This window comes from Halanaerobium kushneri, from assembly GCF_900156285.1.
In the GTDB taxonomy this organism is placed as follows: domain Bacteria; phylum Bacillota; class Halanaerobiia; order Halanaerobiales; family Halanaerobiaceae; genus Halanaerobium; species Halanaerobium kushneri.
In genome coordinates, this window is record NZ_FTNC01000019.1 from 1 (window position 1) to 16,978 (window position 16,978).

Below are 16,978 nucleotides of genomic sequence, written 5' to 3' on the forward strand. Positions count from 1 at the left end.
GGTCTGTCCTTATCAGATTTAGCCTGACCCAATGCCTCTCTTACCTGATCAATATTATGTCCATCTACATTCTCTATTACCTGCCAGCCGTAAGCTTTAAAACGATCGGCTACTGATTCTGTAAATGCCAGGTTGGTATTACCGGCAATAGAAATTTCATTATCATCATAGATAGCTATCAGCTTATCTAAACCTAAATGACCTGCCAGTGATGCTGCCTCAGAGGTAATCCCCTCCATCATACAGCCATCACCCATTATTGTATAGGTATAGTGGTCTACAATTGTGTGCTGATCTGTATTATATTTTGCTGCCATCATCTTTTCTGCCAGTGCCATACCTACTGCATTAGCAAAACCCTGTCCTAAAGGTCCTGTTGTTGTTTCTACTCCATCTGTTTCTCCAAATTCTGGATGACCCGGTGTTTTAGAATGTAACTGTCTAAAGTTTTTTAAGTCCTCCATTGAAATTTCATAACCTTTTAAATGTAAAAATGAGTATAAAAATGCTGAGCCATGTCCTGCTGATAGTACAAAGCGATCTCTATCAGGCCAGTCTGATTTTGATGCATCTAAATTCATTACTTCTCCAAATAGTAGAGCACCAATATCAGCACAGCCAATTGGCATTCCTGGATGTCCGGAATTTGCCTTTTCTACAATGTCTGCAGATAATCCTCTAACTGTGTTCGCAATTTTTTTTAGCAAATTAATCACTCCTGTTATTTTTTATAAATAAGATAATTATAAACTTATGTTCTTTAGTTTATCCTGTTTTTATGATATAATTAAACAAAATCAAATGGATTAAATCATCAAAATTAAACTTTTGACTTTATTTATAAATTTATTTTTTATTACATTATAATCAATTTAGAATGGGTTGGTGATTATGTTAAAAGAAGAACGACAACAAAAAATCTTGGAAATTTTAAATGCTGAACAAAAAGTAATTACTAGTGATCTCAGTGAACGTTTATCTGTTTCTGAAGATACTATTCGTCGGGATCTAAAAGAACTCGATAATCAGGGCTTAATTAAAAGAGTCTACAGTGGAGCACTTAGAAAGGGTCCACCGGTTGTTGATTTTTTTTCGAGACAGAATATCGCCAGTGATATAAAAACTAAATTAGCTCAAAAAGCACTTCGCTTTATCGAAGATGGTCAGGTTTTATTAATAGATGGAAGCACAACTAATCTCCATCTTGTAAACCAACTTCCTCTTTCATTAAAAGCCACAATAATAACAAATAGTCCCCCGATTAGTATGGCTTTGTCTAATCATAAAGATGTTGAGGTAATAATGTTAGGTGGAATTTTATTTAAACAATCAATGATAAATCTTGGCATCCAGACGGTAGAATCTTTAAATACAATGGTAGCTGACTTATATATTATGGGCATCTATAATATTGATGCAGAAATGGGAATCAGTGTTCCAACTTTGTCAGAATGCCTGGTAAAAAGAAAAATGGTTGAAGTTTCAACTGAAAAAATTGGTCTGGTAACTAAAGATAAGTTAGGAACAGTATCCAGTCAGATTATCTGCCCTTCTGAAGAGCTAACTTATATGATAACAGAGGATATTGATTCTGATATCAAAAATTTATATCAGGAAAAAAATATCGTTGTTGTTACATAACTAAATAAACTTATATAGTCTCAGTTTTAAATTATTTAAAACTGAGACTATTATTTATAATCATTCTTCCATTTCAGTTTTAATAAAGGACTCCAGTTTATTGATCGCTTCTTCTTCATCTTCTCCTTCTGCTTTAAGTATAATTTCGGTCCCCTGACTAATTCCCAGACTCATTACCCCCATAATACTCTTGGCATTAACTTCTTTTTCTCCAAACACAATTTCAATTTTTGATTTAAATTTATCAGCCTTTTTAACAAATTGCGAAGCAGGTCTTGCATGTAAACCAGTTTCGTTTGTTATGGTTACCTTTTTTTCAAAAGCCATTTTATTTACTCATCCTTTCTAATCATTTTATTAGTAGTCAATATTATTGGTTTATATCAATTTTTCTAATTTTAAAGTTAAAAGAAAACCCCACTAAAAATGTTTAACTATATTTTTAGCAGGGAGGTCTCAGGACCAATTTATTATTTTAATTCAGCAAGCAGACTTTCAAGATTAGGATCACCAATAAAGTTCTCTATAGTAACAATTCTCTTATTCTGATGTGAACGTCTGGCTCTATCTGCCAGATTTTTATGCACAACTATAACATCTGCATCTTCAGGAACATCCTCAATATTATAATGCTCTACTTCAATACCTTCAATATTATTTTTCTTTAGCTTCTTTCTGAAGGTTGTAGCACCAAGAGCACTACTGCCAGCCCCTGCGTCACAGGCAAAAGCAATTTTACTAATATTTTCAGCTGCAATAGTACTGCTTCCACCCCTGGAATTAAGAACCTTTTTACCTTCTTCTTTCATCGATTTTGACTTTTCGGCAGCCTGTTCAAAGCTTTCTTTGTCATCTTCTTCTTTTTCAGCACCAATAGCCTTTAAGGTAAAGGAGGTGATTATAAAGGAAACTACTGTAGCTACCAGTACTCCAGCAATAATACCTAAAAAATTACCTTTAGGTGTCAGAGCAAGATAGGCAAAAATAGACCCTGGACTGGGACCTGCTACCAGACCAACATTAAATAGTTGGAAAGTTGCGATACCTGACATTGCACCACCAATCATACCGATAATTGTAATCGGATTCATTAAAACATAGGGGAAATATAGTTCGTGAATTCCACCAAAGAAATGAATAATTATAGCACCTGGAGCAGTACGCTTGGAAGTTTTAGAACCAAAGAATGTATAGGCTAACAGCAAACCAAGACCCGGGCCAGGATTTGAAGCCACTGTAAAGTAAATTGATTTTCCAACTTCTGCAGCTCTCTGCATACCCAGAGGATAATAAATACCCTGGTCAATCGCATTATTTAGAAACAGAACTTTTGCAGGCTCATTGATCAGAGATAATAATGGCAGCATACCGGTATCAATCAGGACCTGAATTCCACCTTTAACTAAATTATTAGCAAATTCAATAGCCGGTCCTGTAAAAAGATAAGATGAGATCATTAATAAGAAACCTAAAATACCCAGAGAGAAGTTATTAACGATCATTTCAAAACCAGCTGGAACTTTTCCGTGAATGGCCTTATCAAACTTTTTAATAATCCAGCCACCCAGTGGTCCAACAATCATTGCCCCCAGGAACATCGGGATATCTGCACCTACTATTAAACCAAAGGTACCAACGGCACCCATTACTGCACCTCTTTTACCCCCAACCATTTTACCCCCAGTATAAGCAAGAAGTAAAGGTAGTAAGTAATTAATTGCCGGACCAACTATGTTAGCAAGACTCTCATTGGGGATCCAACCTGTAGGTATAAACAAAGCTGTTAAAATACCCCAGGCGATAAAGGCGCCAATATTAGGTAAAACCATATTTGTTAAAAATCCACCAAATGCCTGAACTTTAGCACGAATACCAGAAGACTGATCTGGAGATGGAGCTATATCTTTCATATTTATCACCTTTCTTAAAATAATTTTTTAATAAATTTTGATGATCTATCAAAATTACTCTTCTACTGTTTTAATAAGCTCTATTAACTCTTTTTCACTTTCAACATTTTTAAACTTAGTCAAAACTTCTTCATCAGCTAAAATAGAAGATAAGTCAGCTATTAATTCCAGATGTTCAGAATTATCCTTTGCTGCCAGCACAAAGATTATTTTGACTTCTTTCTCTTCGGGATATTCTACTGCTTTTTCCAGCTTTAAAAAAGACATCCCTGTTTTATTAACACTTTCTTCATCCTTGGCATGAGGCATAGCAATTCCAGGCACTAAAACAATATAGGCACCATACTCATGGACATTATCAATCATTGACTTAATATATTTTTCTTTGATAAAATTCTTGGCGAGCAATGGCTCTGCTGCTATTTTGATTGAATCTTCCCAGGATGAAACTTCTCCCATAAATTTAGTATTCCCCTTTAAATATTGACCTAACATTTCTTCACCCCTTTCATTTTTAATATTCAGACAGATATTAAGCCTCGTTTTTAATTAACTCTCCAATTTCTGTATTCTCTAATTTAAGATAATATTTTTCAATTTTATTTATAAGTTCTTCCTCTACAATCCCGGTAAAATGCGGTATTGCCTGTTCTATTCCCTTTTCCTGAATATACTTCTGTAAGCGGACAGCTTCTTCGTCTTCCGAATTATCAAATCTAAAGGCAGCTGCAATTACAATAGTTAAAGATTCTAAAGGTAAGTCTAATTCAAATAAATTTCGCAGTGGTTTTACTAAACGCTCATCAGAACCCAATTTCCTGATTGGAGCTCTTCCAACTCTTCGAACATCATCACTAATATTTTCATTTTTAAAGCGACTGATTGTTTTTTCAATATAAGCATCTAATTCCTCAGCCGAAAAATGTGAATCTATCACGATATATTTTTTTACTTCATTTAGGACTGATTTAATAAATTCTCTCATTTTAAGATCTGCCAGAGTGCTCTGAATTGTTTTTTCTCCTGCCCTAAAGCCAACATAAGCAGTTGCAGCATGGGCCATATTAATCATATAAAACTTCCTATTAATATATGCTTCTAAATCATCAACATAAATAACATCTGCTATTGGCGGAAGATCGGTATTCTTCATTTCCGATTTATTAATTACCCACTCATAAACTGGTTCAACCAGAGCAACCTCTTCTCCATCAATTTCTTTTGATAAAGCCAGGCGATCAATAGCTGAATTGGGAAATCCTACATATTTTGATATTTCCTCTATTTCTTCTGCCGAGAGATTCTTTTCAACTTCTTTTTTTAAAGTTGAAGAGGCATTAACAGCATTTTCATTTGCTATTACATCAATCTCTGTTTTATTATTCTCTATTCTTTTTAGCAGTCCTGCAGCCATCAATCCAGCAATTTTCGGTAAATTTTCGACTCCTACTGAAGTTGTAATTAAATCGGCTTCTGTAATAGACTCAATTACTCTGTCTTTCTGCTTAATGCTGTTTAAAGCCGAAACAGGCGAAATAATTTCTCTGGTTGAATCATCATCAAGCAGCTCAATTTTATAACTATTAGTCTTATTTATAGATTCAATAATATCTTGATTAACATCAACAAAACAAACTTCATAGCCGGTTTTGTTTAACAAATAACCAATAAATCCTCTTCCTATGTTCCCAGCACCAAAATGTAGTGCCTGCATTAGAGTTCCTCCTTTATTCTAAATTAGCATGATACTGCCAGAGACTTTCCATCTCAATATCTCTTTCTCTGACCATCATTAATGCTATTGTGTCCCCGAATAATAATAAAGCCTGTTCAAATAAACTGGTCATTGGCTGTACTGATTCTACTCCTTCAACTTCCAGGTTAGCTTCCTTACTGGCAGGTATTCTAACAAAGAAATCCGAAAACTCTGCCATTGGGCATTCTGGATTTCTTCCGATATGAAAAACAGTTGCATCATACTGCTTTGCTTTTTCGGCAATTGCCAGGGGAAATGCAGTTCCTCCACTTCCTGAACCAACAATTAGTAAGTCATTTTCGGTAATTGCCGGTTCTGTTACCTGACCAACAATATAACAATCCACACCTAAGTGTGCCAGCCGCTTTGCAACCGATTTAAGAGAAAGCAGCACTCTTCCTACAGCTACAAAGAAGACTTTTTCTGCTTTTTTAATCTCTTCTACTAATTGATTAGTTTCTTCTGAGTCTACTTTTTCTAAAGTTTTTTCAAGTTCTGAAACTATATCTTTTTGTGCTTCGTAATATTCTGACATCTTAGTTGTCCTCCCTTAATTTTAATCCTTTTTCTATTCCTTCTTCCATAATTTTTTTATTCTCAGAAAGATTTCTTTCTGTTCTGAAAAGACTTGTACTTCCTGCTACCAGCATATTTGCTCCAGCTTCAACAAGATCCGGAATAACTTCTAAAGAAACTCGACCATCCACTTCAATATTAGTATCCAGACCTTTTTTCTGAATCATCTTATATAAATCACTGACTTTCTCTTTCGCATAATCGACCTGAGTCTCATTTTTATCGGCTGCAAAGCCAGGATTCATTAACATTAACATCACTGTATCACACATCGGCAGTACATAATCTAGATCATTAAGTGAGGTAGCTGGATTCAAAGCTATTCCTGCTTTAATTCCATTTTTCTTGATTAATTTTAAATGACGATCAATATGAGTACTGCTTTCATAGTGAAATGTAATCTGCTGCACACCAATGTCGATCATTTCTTTGATGAAAAATTCATTATTGTTTGACATTATATGAACATCAAAATCCATATCTGTAATTTCTCTAAGAGCTCTAATTGTACCTATACCTAAGGGCATACTCGGGCTAAATGCTCCATCTAATACATCAATATGAAGGGTGTCAATTCCTTCACTTTCAATTTTTCTAACACTTTCTTCCAGATTAACTAAATCTGCACACATAATTGACGGGCTAATTGTAACTTTTTCTCTGCTCATTTTTTTCCTCCTTTATTTAATCCATCTTCATTATAAAACAATAATTACGAAAAGTAAAGCACAAACATGCATATTTTTTAACTTTTTATGCATTTTTTATAGTTTTTTTGCGTTTTGTGTGCCAATTCTAACAATTATTCTGAAATATTTTACTTATTTTGCCAGTAAAATATTTTGATATACCTATTTTGAAATATTTATTTTAAAATTATTCGACTAAAATTTTTATAAATAAAAAGCCTGGCAATAAAAATCAATTTGCCAGGCTTTAAATTTAATATTATATTTTTATTTTAATTAATTGCAAAATTATAAACTAGCCTTTATTTTTTTTGCTATTTTTTCTGCTGTCAGGCCAAATTCTGCTGCTATTTGATCTCCATCAGCACTAAATCCAAAATCTTCAACTCCAAAAGCCAGTGCTTTTCCCTGCAGCACTCTGTACCAACCGTTTGGATTACCTGCTTCTATAGCTGCACTTAATTTTACATTCTTAAACAGCTGCTCCAGATATTCCGGCTTATGATATAATTTTTCTTTTTCAGGAGCAGAAATTATTCTAACTTTATAATCCTTTTTTAGAATCTCTTTAACTTTTAGAGCAGTCTCAACTTCACTTCCAGCAGCCATGATAGCAATATCAGGATTAATTTCATCAGATACTATAAAGGCTCCCTTATCAAATTCTTCATTATTAATTTCGTTATTATAGGCTTTTACAGCCTGTCTGGCCATAACCAGAGCAACTGGTCCACCTTTTTCGTTAGCCACAGATTTCCAGGCCAGTTTAACTTCAGCAGCTGTGGATGGTCTAATGACTCTCAAATTAGGAATCATTCTTAAAGACTCCAGCTGCTCTATAGGTTGATGAGTTGGACCATCCTGGCCAACATGGATTGAATCATGAGTAAATACATAAATAACCGGCAGCCCCATCATTGCTGCCATCCTGATTGAAGGCCGCATATAATCAGAAAAGGTTAAATAAGTTGCAATAACAGGTCTTAAACCCCCATGCAGCATTAAACCTCCTGCTGCTGCAGCCATTGCGTGTTCTCTAACCCCAAATTTGATATTTCTGCCAGCAAAATTTCCTCTTTTAATATCAGCATACTGATCCAGATTTATTCTTGTTGAGGCAGAAAGATCTGCGGTTCCACCAATTAAATAAGGTAGTTTTTCCGCCAGTTTCTGATAATATTCACCTGCATAATTTCTAATTGCTTTAATTTCATTTAAATCATTTTTTAAATCATCGAAATTAATATCCACTTTAAGTTCAATTCCAGATTTAAATTCCTGATAATCTCTGTCAAATTTAATCGCATAATCGCTTTTTATTTCCTGCCATTCAGCAAATCGACTTTTGCAATCAGAAAGATGTGCTTTAAAATAATCATAAACTGCTGTCGGAACTTCAAACTCTTCTGTAGGTAGACCGGCTTTTTTCTTCATTTTAATTATTTCTTCTTTTCCCAGAGGAGAAGCATGGGCTGAGCTGTCACCTTCTTTGGCTGCTATTCCTTTTGCAATTACTGTATCTGCAATTATTATAGTTGGCCGCTGCTTCTCTTCTTTAGCCTTCTTAAAAGCTGACTCTAAATCGGAAAAACTGCTGCCGTCTATAGCCGAAATCACCTGCCAGTTAGCAGAAGAAAACCTTTTTTTAATATCGTCTATAAAAGTTATGTCGGTTGGACCATCAATTGAAACCTGATTATGATCATAGATGACTATCAGTTTATCAAGCTCCAGACTTCCAGCCAGAGAAGCAGCTTCATAACTAATGCCTTCCATTAAATCACCATCACCGGCAACAACATAAGTATAATGGTCAACTAAATTGTAATTTTTTTTATTATATTTTTTGGCTAAAATTTCTTCAGCCAGTGCCATTCCTACTGCATGAGCAAACCCCTGGCCCAGAGGACCAGTTGTCATTTCAACTCCAGGTGTAACTTTATATTCCGGATGTCCGGGAGTTTTAGATTGAAACCTCCTATACTGCTTTAGATCTTCAAGACTGAGATCATAACCGGCAAGATGAAGCAGTGAATAAAGCCAGATAGATCCATGTCCGGCAGATAAAACCAGCCGATCTCTATTGAACCAATCTGGAGCTTCTGGATTATATTTGATCTCTTTTGCAAATAAATAAGCACCAATTTCTGCACAGCCCAGCGGCATCCCGGCATGACCTGAGCCCGCAGATTCAACCGCATCAGCCGAAAGTGCCCGGACTGTATCAGCAATTTTCTGTAGCATTTATTTCACTCCCTTATTCTTCGGCCATTTGTTCGTGCAGAAAGTTAATCAGTTCTTCCAGCGCTGTTTCAGCATCTTCACCTTCACATTTTATTTTTATTTGATTGCCCTGACTTACTCCCAGACTCAAGACCCCCATAATACTCTTGGCATTAACTTCTTTTTCTCCATAAACAATTTTCACATCCGATTTAAATGTACCTGCTTTCTGAACAAATTTGGAAGCAGGTCTTGCATGCAGACCAGTTGCGTTAGTAATTTCAACATTTCTTTCTGCTTTCATATTAACACTCCTTCTACTTTGTAATACTATTAATTTTATGGTCTTACAAATAAATAATATTTGCTATCATTAATCAATAAGTTTATCAATCACTTGTTATCTGGCAAAATCTTTTTCAAGCAGCTCATAAACTTCTGCTTCTGACTTAGCCGCTGTTATCCTGTTTCTTAATTCTTGGTTGTTTGCAAATTCCATAATATCCGTCAGTGCTGGCATATGACCTTTTTTATCAATAGGTGCCAGCACAAAAACAAATTTTATTGGATCAAATTGATGACCAAGTTTAATTCCATTTTTAATCACCAGCAGACTAATTGCTGGCTGCCTGACACCATCTTCAATCCCTGCATGAGCAAGACAGATCTCCGGTGCAATTGCAATATATGGACCTTTATCCTCAACAATTTCGATCATTCTTTTAACATATCTGGCTTCAATAAAACCTTTATCCAAAAGCAGCTGGCCGGCTTTTTTTATCGCCTCTTTCCAGTCAATTGCCTGATCTATAATTTTAATTTGATCTCTTTTTAACAATTTTAGGAGATCATGTTTCTGGTTTTCAATTTGATAATTAACTGCTTTCCGATTTTTTTCTGCAGCAAAATAATTTTTTATTTTCTCTAAAGCTGCAGGAATCTGATTCTGATTCAGAAATGGGCGCAGTAAATCAATTATTTCTTCAGGTTTTAGATTATAATTTTTTGCCAGCAGAGACTTATAATCATTAGAGAATCTATCCTGACTTGCTTCTAGTTTGTCTTCAGTAAAAATGCCATATTCCATTTTTCTCTGCTGGAGATAGGATTTAATTTTATCAATATCATTTTCTTCCAGAAAAGGATTGACCTCAATTACATCCTTGGCCTCCAGACTTAAAGGAATAGTAGAGATCACAAAATCTATTTCTTTCAGGATATCGCTATTCTCTAAATCAAGACTTGAGAGACTTTCAATTATTTCAATTGCCTTAAACTCATTTTTTAGACGAACCTCTAAAAGATTGGTAGTTCCTACCCCACTTGAGCAGACAATTGCAACCTTTGCTTTTTTCTTTTCCTGATAGTTTATTCTCTCCAGGGCCGCCCCAAAGTGAATGGTAAGATAACCGACTTCATCTTCACTAATTTCTACATAAAACTCACTCTGAATTAACCTTGCTGCCAGTCTTGAGGCCTGAAACACCTCTTTATATTTTTCTTTAATATCTTCTAGAAGAGGATTCTGGATTGGCAGATCAAAAATAATACGATTTACAATCGCCTGCAGATGAACAAGCAGTCCTGAATATAACTTCTGATCCCCAGCCAGACTGGTAGAAAAATATTTTTCTACAACTCTAATCATTTCTTTGACCAGATATTTAAGCTCACTTTCTTTTAGTTCAGTGTTAATTTTTCCTTCTCGCATTTTTGCTCCCAGAAGATGAATTGTTATAAATCCGATCTCATCTTCAGGAATTTCTACTGGAAATTTGCCTTCCAGTAAATTTGCTATTTTTGCAGCAATTTCAAATTCCTTTTTCTTTTTTATAATTTGTAATCTTTCAGCACCAATTTTAATATCCTGTTCTGCCAGAAGTCTTGAGATTGCAAAAGCTATGTGAACAATCAGCCCGGTAAAAGCACTATCAGTAAAGCGGATGCCAAGATCATTTTCTGCTACTTTTACAACAGCTTCGATTTCCCCCAAATTTAGCTCACCTAAAAGATTTTTTATTTCTTCATTATAACCGTGCTCCAGGCGACTTTTAAAATTCACCTTTTTATTACTTTTATTTAAAAGCTCAATCATATTACCTGTTTCATAACTTTCATTAAGCAGACTTTTCATGGCATGCCTGATATCAATTTCCGCTCCTTCAATTTGGACTCCATAATTTCTGCGTCTGATCAAAGCCAGACCTCTTTTAGTCAGCCATTCTTCCACCTGATCTAAATCTTTGCTAACTGTTGCAGAACTAACATCTAAAAGATCTGCCAGCTCAAAAATTAAGATTGGTTCCTTTTTCTGAAAAAGTCTGTATAAAATTAAATATTTTCTCATCTTAGCCGAACGAAAATGACGGCTATTATAAAATTCATTGAATTCTGCAAAAACTTTAAACTGTTCTTCCGCTTCGCCCTCTAAGAGTACACCAAAATTAGGTTTTTTAATCAGCTTTAACTCGTATTTTTGAATCAAGTCTTCAATCTCATTCAGGTCATAGCGAATTGTTCTACTGCTTACATCCAGAATTTCAGAAAGAACCTGTATAGATACAGGCTCTTTCTGATCAACCAGATATTTATATAACTCAAATAACCTTGTACTCTTTTTCATTTTAAGCGAACAGCTTCGCTATATAACCAATTATTATACCAACTACTCCGAAATCTGCATCACCAAAGGTTGTATTTGCAAAACCCAGTGATCCAAGAACTGGTAGCAAGAGAGCTGGTAAGAATGAGATTAAGATACCATTAACAAAAGCCCCCAGCATTGCTCCTTTTTTACCACCTGTGGCATTACCAAATACTCCGGCGGTTGCTCCAGTAAAGAAGTGGGGAACCATACCAGGAATAATTAAGGCAAGCCCTATTGGACCAAGTAAGAACATGCTGATAAGCCCACCTAAAAAGCTGAATAAAAAACCAATAATTACTGCATTTGGTGCATAGGTAAAGGTAATCGGGCAGTCCAGTGCAGGTTTTGCATCTGGAACTAACTTTTCGCCAATACCCTGGAAGGCCGGAACAATCTCACCAATAATCATTCGTACACCAGTTAGGATAATGTGTACACCTGCAGAAAAAGTAATACCCTGCATCAGTGAGAACATAAATATACTCTGACCATTTGAATATTGAGAGTAAATGTCACGGCCAGCAATTAAGGAAACTATAAAGAAAATAATTATCATAGTCAGCATTGTAGAAAGAACTGATTCTTTTAAGAAGCTTAAAGTTTTAGGAACTTCAATATCTTCAGTACTATCTTCCGGATCTCCAACTAAGTTACCAACCAGACCGGCTGCAACATAACCTGTGGTTCCAAAGTGTCCAAGTGCGACATCAGTACCTCCAGTTATTTTTTTCATAAATGGTTCTGCCAGAGCCGGGAAGAGAACCATTACAAATCCTAAAATCACAGCTCCAGCAACTATTAATGGTACTCCTGTTAAACCTGCAGTACTTAAAACAGCTGATAATAAAGCTGCCATAAAGAAAATATGATGACCGGTCAAAAACACATATTTTAATGGAGTAAATCTGGCAAAAAGAAGATTGGCTATAAAACCAAATGCCATTATTAAAGCTGTTTGAGTACCAAGCGTCTGCTGTGCAAGAGCAACTATTGCCTCATTGGTTGGAATTACTCCCTGAATATTAAATGCATCCTGGATCATTGGTCCTAAATTATTTAGACTTCCGATTAAAACATTGGCACCTGCACCCAGAATTACAAATCCTAAAATACTCTTTAAGGTTCCTGACATTATTTTAGAAAATGGTTTTTTTAGCAATATTAGTCCTAAAAATGCCATTAAACCAACTAAAGTTGCAGGTTGATTTAAAACCTCGTAAACTAAAAAATTAACAAAAGACATTAAAAAATCCATACACTATTCCCCTCCTTAAAGTTTTTTATAAGCAGCTAATACTTTTTCTCTAATCTCGTTTTTATCTGTCATATTTTTGACACTGATTACTTCTGCTGGATGTTCAATTTTTTCTCCAATTTCTTCACTGGCAAAAATATAGTCTGCCTGTTCCCCCTGAATTGAAGATAAATCCTTAACCTCGACTGACCCTTCAATACCTTCCTGTTCCATAATTTTTTCTATATTCATTTTTAAAACAAGACTGCTACCCAAACCCATTCCACATACTGCTAAAACTCTCATGCTTTTCTCCTCCTATTTTCTTTTTGATTGTTTTATAAAATTTAAGAATTTTAAAATTATTTTAAATAAAATTATTGCTGTGCCAGAATATCTTCAATATAGGTTAAGATTTCCTCCGCACTTCCCTTTTCAGCTATGTTATCAACTGCTGAATCTTCCATTAAAACTACGGATAGTTCTGAAATTGTTTTAACGTGTTTTTCATTATCCACTGTACCAAAAGCAAAAGCAATTTTTACAGGATCATTATTTTCATTCCCAAATTCAACTGGCTCTGCAAGTGTAATTAAACTGAGACAATTTTCTTTAACACCATCCTCCGGTCTGGCATGTAAAAGTGCAATCCCTTTTCCGATTACCACATAGGGGCCATTATCAATTATTGACTGTTTCATTGCTTCAATATATTTTTTTTCAATTTGACCAGCTTCCAGTAATAGCTTTCCAGTTTCATCAACTACTTCTTTCCAGTCGGCTGCTTTTACATTTACTGCAATGTTTTTCTTTTTCAAAAGATCTAAAATCAAATCTTTTCACCTCCTGATTTAATTCTTTTCTTTAACTTCTGTTTATATTATACTCCCAGGATCCCTGAGATGGCAAGAGTTAATAAACTAGTTCTTTTTCTAACCATTGTGGCAAAGCACTTTATTTATTAAAAAAAAAGACACCCTGTTGCCGGATTTTAACCGAATTTAAGGTGTCTTTAAATCTAATTATTTAACTATTTAGTATTAAACTTTGAGATATTTTAGCTTTAATTTTTATTTTTTATTTTAAAACGATCAGCTCTTAAACCCTTTACTCCGGCCTGATGCTTAAAAATTCCACCCGCCAGCGGCTGCTCTCTCTTTTCCTGCTCGCTAAGTCCAACACTGGCTGTAGTGATATATAATTCATCTAAATTTCTACCGCCAAAACTGCAGGAAGTAACATTTGAGACCGGTAAATCAACTCTGTCTATTTTTTCTCCAGTTTCCGGATCCCACCTTGAAACTTGAGCTCCCCCAAAGTGAGCGATCCAGAGCTTACCCTGATTATCAATTGTCATTCCATCAGGCACTCCTTTTCCTTCAGCAACTTTAATTATTTCCCTTTTATTTGAAATTTCACCAGTCTCTAAATTATAATCAAAGGCAACAACTTTTTTGGTCGGAGAATCTATATAATACATTGTCCTATTATCCAGGCTCCAGGCCAGACCATTAGAAATTTTTATGTCTTTAGCTTTCTCTTCTAAGGTTAAATTCTGATTCAAGCAGTATAAGGAGCCGATAGGTTTATCTTCTTCTAAATCCATCGTCCCTACCCAGAAGCGTCCATCTGGATCACATTTTCCATCATTAAATCTGGTCTCTTCAGTATTTGATTCTGGATTAACTAAAAACTGCTTTTCCAAAGTTTCCAAATCAATTATGTAAAGACCATCTTCCAGAGCTGTCAGCAATTCCCCTGGCTCAGTGGTAGGAATAAGAGCACCTATCATCTTATCCAGCTGAATAATTTTATTTTTAGCAGCTGCAGGATCATAGATATTTATTGTCATTTTTAAAATATCTATCCAGTATAATAATTGTTTTTTCTGATCCCAGAAAGGGCCCTCTGCAATTTGAGCTCCAGCATCTAAAACTAAATCAAGTTTATCAGTAATTTTTTTCATTAAACTCACCTTTTATTATTCCATATTTTTGATTAAAGATAAATCACCAGTTTTCGCAGCTTCCAGTATTGGAGCCATATATTCATCTACCATTGAGGCATCAAGTGGGATCGGCATATTTTTTAATTTCATCTCCAGCTGGGGATCTTTAGCAGCTTTTAAAGCTCTTTCGATATGTCGATCAGTAAACCCATCTAATTCGGAAAGTTTTGTAGGAAAATTAATTTCTCTGGCAAAATTAATCATTCCCCGGGCCACCGCTTCTCCTAGTTCTCGCCCCTCCAGGCCATCGATCTTTTCTTCTAGATAAGCATTTCTTGCAAAAATATCGCCGATCACCTGAAGCTGGTCTTCTATCGCTGGCGCAAAAAAGACTGTATAATAAATATTCATTATTCCACAGGCCCGACCATGACTGCTGACATCTACTAAAGAAAAACTTGTCAGATGGCCGCCATTTGTACCACCAACCATAATCGAATAGGCACCTAAATCTGTGGCCAGCCCAAGTGCTTCCCTGGCTTTAGTATCTTTTAAGTCATTTATTAATTTTGGCGTATTTTCAACTATTAATTCTACTGCAGTTGAAGCAATTTCTTTTTCTAAATCATAATTTTCCGGATCAATACCATAAAAGACTTCCAGACAGTGGGCCATTCCATCAAAGGCACCATCTAAAGTTACCTTTAAAGGCATAGTTTCACTTATTTGATAATCAAAAAAAGATTGATCTGGAATTATCGCCTGATCTACAATCAACTTCTTCTGACCGCTGATTAAATCAGTTACATTAGAATATTTAGTCAGATGGGCACCGGAGCTGGAAGCAGTCTGCACAGCAATAGTTGGTATTAGATGATTTTTGCTGTGTTTTAAGGCCTCAGTTACCATTCCGGTCCCAAAATAAGTATCGATCTCCGGACTGTAGTGTCCGAGGGAGGCCAGTATATTTGCAGCCTTAAGGGCATCAATTGTGCTGCCACCACCAACAACTATTATACTATCAGGCTCAAAAGTATGAATATATCCTGCCAGCCGATAAACATCCTCTCGAGGTGCATTTGGATCTGCTCCGCGAAAAACTCTATTTCCTGCCAGCTTTAATTTATTCTGTTTAAGTGATTTTTTAATTGGCCTTACCGCTGAATCAAGATAAGTATCGTTGGAAATTAATAACACACTTTTACCATAATCTTCAGCATAATCACCAATTTCATTTAGAATGCCTATTCCTAAAGCATAATCATCTCCTCTAAATTCAGATAATAATTTTCTGGCTTTATCTTTTAAACTCATAAATTATCATCACCTCTTTAAAAATTATTTTTATCAATTTTAGCTGACTTAGTTTTTCTAACTGACCACATTCTGAGGCTCTTCTTTAAGCCAGGCTTCAATATTATTAAAGACAATTTCCGCCCGCTTAATGAAGGCTTCTTCGGTCGCAAAAGCTGTATGAGGAGTTAAAATAGTATTTTTAGCATTTAAAAGTGGGTGATCTGATGGAATTGGAGGCTCCATCTCAAAAACATCAATACCTGCTCCAGCAATCTTTTCTTTATTTAAAGCTTCAGCCAGCGCTTCACTGTTTACAACCGGACCGCGGGCTGTGTTAATCAAAATTGCATCCTTTTTCATTAGTCCAATCTCGTCTGCACTTATTAAATCTACAGTTGAATCTTTAAGTGGTACATGGAGACTTATAATATCACTCTTCTGCATCAGCTCAGGAATTGAAAGATACTCTACTCCCAGCTCCTCACCCAGCTGATGTTTTTTATGGTCATCAACCAGAATATTACAGCCGAAGGCAGCGGCAATTCGGGCAGTTTTCTGGCCAATTGAACCAAAACCAATTATACCAAAATTTTTGCCTGCCAGTTCATTACCAATTAGCCCGGCTCTTGTTTTACCAGCCCTCACAGCCTGATCGGAATCCTTAATCTTGCGCATTAAATCAATGGTCAGTCCAAAGGCAAGTTCTGCTACCGCCTGATTGGCATAACCGGAAGAATTGGAAACTAAAATATCATTTTCCCTGCAGGCATCCATTGCTATGTGATCAAAACCGGTAAAAGCAACTGAAATCATCTTTAAATTTTCTGCAGCCCTGATAACCTCTGACGGTAAGGGCTGATTGGCAATAATTAAAATATCCGCATTTTTAATTCTTTTAATCATTTCCTGATCATCTTCTGCCCGCGTGGAATAAGCAATTAGCTCATGTCCCTCAGCTTCCATTCTCTGCCTGCACTCTTCAATCTTCATCATTGAAATATTAATTGGCTCTATCATTACAATCTTCATTTTTTGCCTCCCAAATTTAATTTAAGCAC

17 protein-coding genes are annotated in these 16,978 nt (G+C 35.5%); 1 reads left to right on the forward strand and 16 read right to left on the reverse strand.

Features of this window, described 5'->3' with window-relative positions:
• The coding region (locus BW929_RS11335) for a 1-deoxy-D-xylulose-5-phosphate synthase N-terminal domain-containing protein (protein WP_234978101.1) at positions 1–707 on the reverse strand (707 nt) is incomplete at its 3' end.
• 184 nt (positions 708–891) lie between these two features.
• Here BW929_RS11335 and BW929_RS11340 point away from each other — a divergent pair.
• The gene (locus BW929_RS11340; RefSeq protein ID WP_076545609.1) at positions 892–1,641 is read left to right on the forward strand and encodes a DeoR/GlpR family DNA-binding transcription regulator; all 750 of its coding nucleotides are present in this window, start codon (positions 892–894) and stop codon (positions 1,639–1,641) included.
• Between the two features lie 60 nt (positions 1,642–1,701).
• On the opposite strand, the gene BW929_RS11345 is transcribed toward BW929_RS11340, so the two are convergent.
• From BW929_RS11345 to BW929_RS11415, 15 genes are all read right to left on the reverse strand, one after another.
• Positions 1,702–1,968 (reverse strand): HPr family phosphocarrier protein, encoded by a 267-nt coding sequence (locus tag BW929_RS11345; protein WP_076545610.1) that lies wholly within the window; start codon positions 1,966–1,968, stop codon positions 1,702–1,704.
• A gap of 143 nt (positions 1,969–2,111) precedes the next feature.
• The gene (locus tag BW929_RS11350; RefSeq protein WP_076545611.1) at positions 2,112–3,551 is read right to left on the reverse strand and encodes a PTS mannitol transporter subunit IIBC; all 1,440 of its coding nucleotides are present in this window, start codon (positions 3,549–3,551) and stop codon (positions 2,112–2,114) included.
• Between the two features lie 54 nt (positions 3,552–3,605).
• A complete protein-coding gene (locus BW929_RS11355; RefSeq protein ID WP_076545612.1) occupies positions 3,606–4,046 on the reverse strand; it encodes a PTS sugar transporter subunit IIA in 441 nt (146 codons plus the stop codon).
• A 37-nt stretch (positions 4,047–4,083) separates the two neighbouring features.
• Positions 4,084–5,265, reverse strand: coding sequence for a mannitol-1-phosphate 5-dehydrogenase (locus BW929_RS11360; protein WP_076545613.1), 1,182 nt, complete (start codon positions 5,263–5,265; stop codon positions 4,084–4,086).
• Positions 5,266–5,278: 13 nt separating this feature from the next.
• Entirely contained in the window at positions 5,279–5,842 is a 564-nt protein-coding gene (gene hxlB / locus BW929_RS11365) for a 6-phospho-3-hexuloisomerase (protein WP_076545614.1), read from the reverse strand.
• 1 nt (position 5,843) lies between these two features.
• The gene (locus tag BW929_RS11370) at positions 5,844–6,551 is read right to left on the reverse strand and encodes a ribulose-phosphate 3-epimerase (protein WP_076545615.1); all 708 of its coding nucleotides are present in this window, start codon (positions 6,549–6,551) and stop codon (positions 5,844–5,846) included.
• A 309-nt stretch (positions 6,552–6,860) separates the two neighbouring features.
• Positions 6,861–8,816, reverse strand: coding sequence for a transketolase (gene tkt, locus BW929_RS11375; RefSeq protein WP_076545616.1), 1,956 nt, complete (start codon positions 8,814–8,816; stop codon positions 6,861–6,863).
• Between the two features lie 13 nt (positions 8,817–8,829).
• Positions 8,830–9,099, reverse strand: a complete 270-nt coding sequence (locus BW929_RS11380) for an HPr family phosphocarrier protein (protein ID WP_076545617.1) — start codon at positions 9,097–9,099, stop codon at positions 8,830–8,832.
• Positions 9,100–9,195: 96 nt separating this feature from the next.
• Positions 9,196–11,418 carry a BglG family transcription antiterminator gene (locus BW929_RS11385; protein ID WP_076545618.1) on the reverse strand — a complete coding sequence of 741 codons (2,223 nt, stop codon included), beginning with the start codon at positions 11,416–11,418 and terminating at the stop codon, positions 9,196–9,198.
• Between the two features lies 1 nt (position 11,419).
• On the reverse strand, positions 11,420–12,697 hold the full coding sequence (locus BW929_RS11390; protein WP_233493852.1) for a PTS ascorbate transporter subunit IIC: 1,278 nt from the start codon (positions 12,695–12,697) through the stop codon (positions 11,420–11,422).
• A 15-nt stretch (positions 12,698–12,712) separates the two neighbouring features.
• Entirely contained in the window at positions 12,713–12,982 is a 270-nt protein-coding gene (locus BW929_RS11395; protein ID WP_076545619.1) for a PTS sugar transporter subunit IIB, read from the reverse strand.
• 71 nt (positions 12,983–13,053) lie between these two features.
• On the reverse strand, positions 13,054–13,509 hold the full coding sequence (locus tag BW929_RS11400) for a PTS sugar transporter subunit IIA (RefSeq protein WP_076545620.1): 456 nt from the start codon (positions 13,507–13,509) through the stop codon (positions 13,054–13,056).
• Positions 13,510–13,739: 230 nt separating this feature from the next.
• The gene (locus tag BW929_RS11405) at positions 13,740–14,642 is read right to left on the reverse strand and encodes an SMP-30/gluconolactonase/LRE family protein (protein ID WP_076545621.1); all 903 of its coding nucleotides are present in this window, start codon (positions 14,640–14,642) and stop codon (positions 13,740–13,742) included.
• A gap of 15 nt (positions 14,643–14,657) precedes the next feature.
• The gene (locus BW929_RS11410) at positions 14,658–15,938 is read right to left on the reverse strand and encodes an iron-containing alcohol dehydrogenase (protein WP_076545622.1); all 1,281 of its coding nucleotides are present in this window, start codon (positions 15,936–15,938) and stop codon (positions 14,658–14,660) included.
• A 57-nt stretch (positions 15,939–15,995) separates the two neighbouring features.
• Positions 15,996–16,949, reverse strand: a complete 954-nt coding sequence (locus BW929_RS11415; protein WP_076545623.1) for a 2-hydroxyacid dehydrogenase — start codon at positions 16,947–16,949, stop codon at positions 15,996–15,998.
• Positions 16,950–16,978: the final 29 nt, after the last annotated feature.

Coding starts and splice junctions, on each gene's coding strand:
- BW929_RS11340 (WP_076545609.1), top strand. CDS start 892: ATGTTAAAAGAAGAACGACAACAAAAAATCTTGGAAATTTTAAATGCT.
- BW929_RS11345 (WP_076545610.1), bottom strand. CDS start 1,968: ATGGCTTTTGAAAAAAAGGTAACCATAACAAACGAAACTGGTTTACAT.
- BW929_RS11350 (WP_076545611.1), bottom strand. CDS start 3,551: ATGAAAGATATAGCTCCATCTCCAGATCAGTCTTCTGGTATTCGTGCT.
- BW929_RS11355 (WP_076545612.1), bottom strand. CDS start 4,046: ATGTTAGGTCAATATTTAAAGGGGAATACTAAATTTATGGGAGAAGTT.
- BW929_RS11360 (WP_076545613.1), bottom strand. CDS start 5,265: ATGCAGGCACTACATTTTGGTGCTGGGAACATAGGAAGAGGATTTATT.
- hxlB (WP_076545614.1), bottom strand. CDS start 5,842: ATGTCAGAATATTACGAAGCACAAAAAGATATAGTTTCAGAACTTGAA.
- BW929_RS11370 (WP_076545615.1), bottom strand. CDS start 6,551: ATGAGCAGAGAAAAAGTTACAATTAGCCCGTCAATTATGTGTGCAGAT.
- tkt (WP_076545616.1), bottom strand. CDS start 8,816: ATGCTACAGAAAATTGCTGATACAGTCCGGGCACTTTCGGCTGATGCG.
- BW929_RS11380 (WP_076545617.1), bottom strand. CDS start 9,099: ATGAAAGCAGAAAGAAATGTTGAAATTACTAACGCAACTGGTCTGCAT.
- BW929_RS11385 (WP_076545618.1), bottom strand. CDS start 11,418: ATGAAAAAGAGTACAAGGTTATTTGAGTTATATAAATATCTGGTTGAT.
- BW929_RS11390 (WP_233493852.1), bottom strand. CDS start 12,697: ATGGATTTTTTAATGTCTTTTGTTAATTTTTTAGTTTACGAGGTTTTA.
- BW929_RS11395 (WP_076545619.1), bottom strand. CDS start 12,982: ATGAGAGTTTTAGCAGTATGTGGAATGGGTTTGGGTAGCAGTCTTGTT.
- BW929_RS11405 (WP_076545621.1), bottom strand. CDS start 14,642: ATGAAAAAAATTACTGATAAACTTGATTTAGTTTTAGATGCTGGAGCT.
- BW929_RS11410 (WP_076545622.1), bottom strand. CDS start 15,938: ATGAGTTTAAAAGATAAAGCCAGAAAATTATTATCTGAATTTAGAGGA.
- BW929_RS11415 (WP_076545623.1), bottom strand. CDS start 16,949: ATGAAGATTGTAATGATAGAGCCAATTAATATTTCAATGATGAAGATT.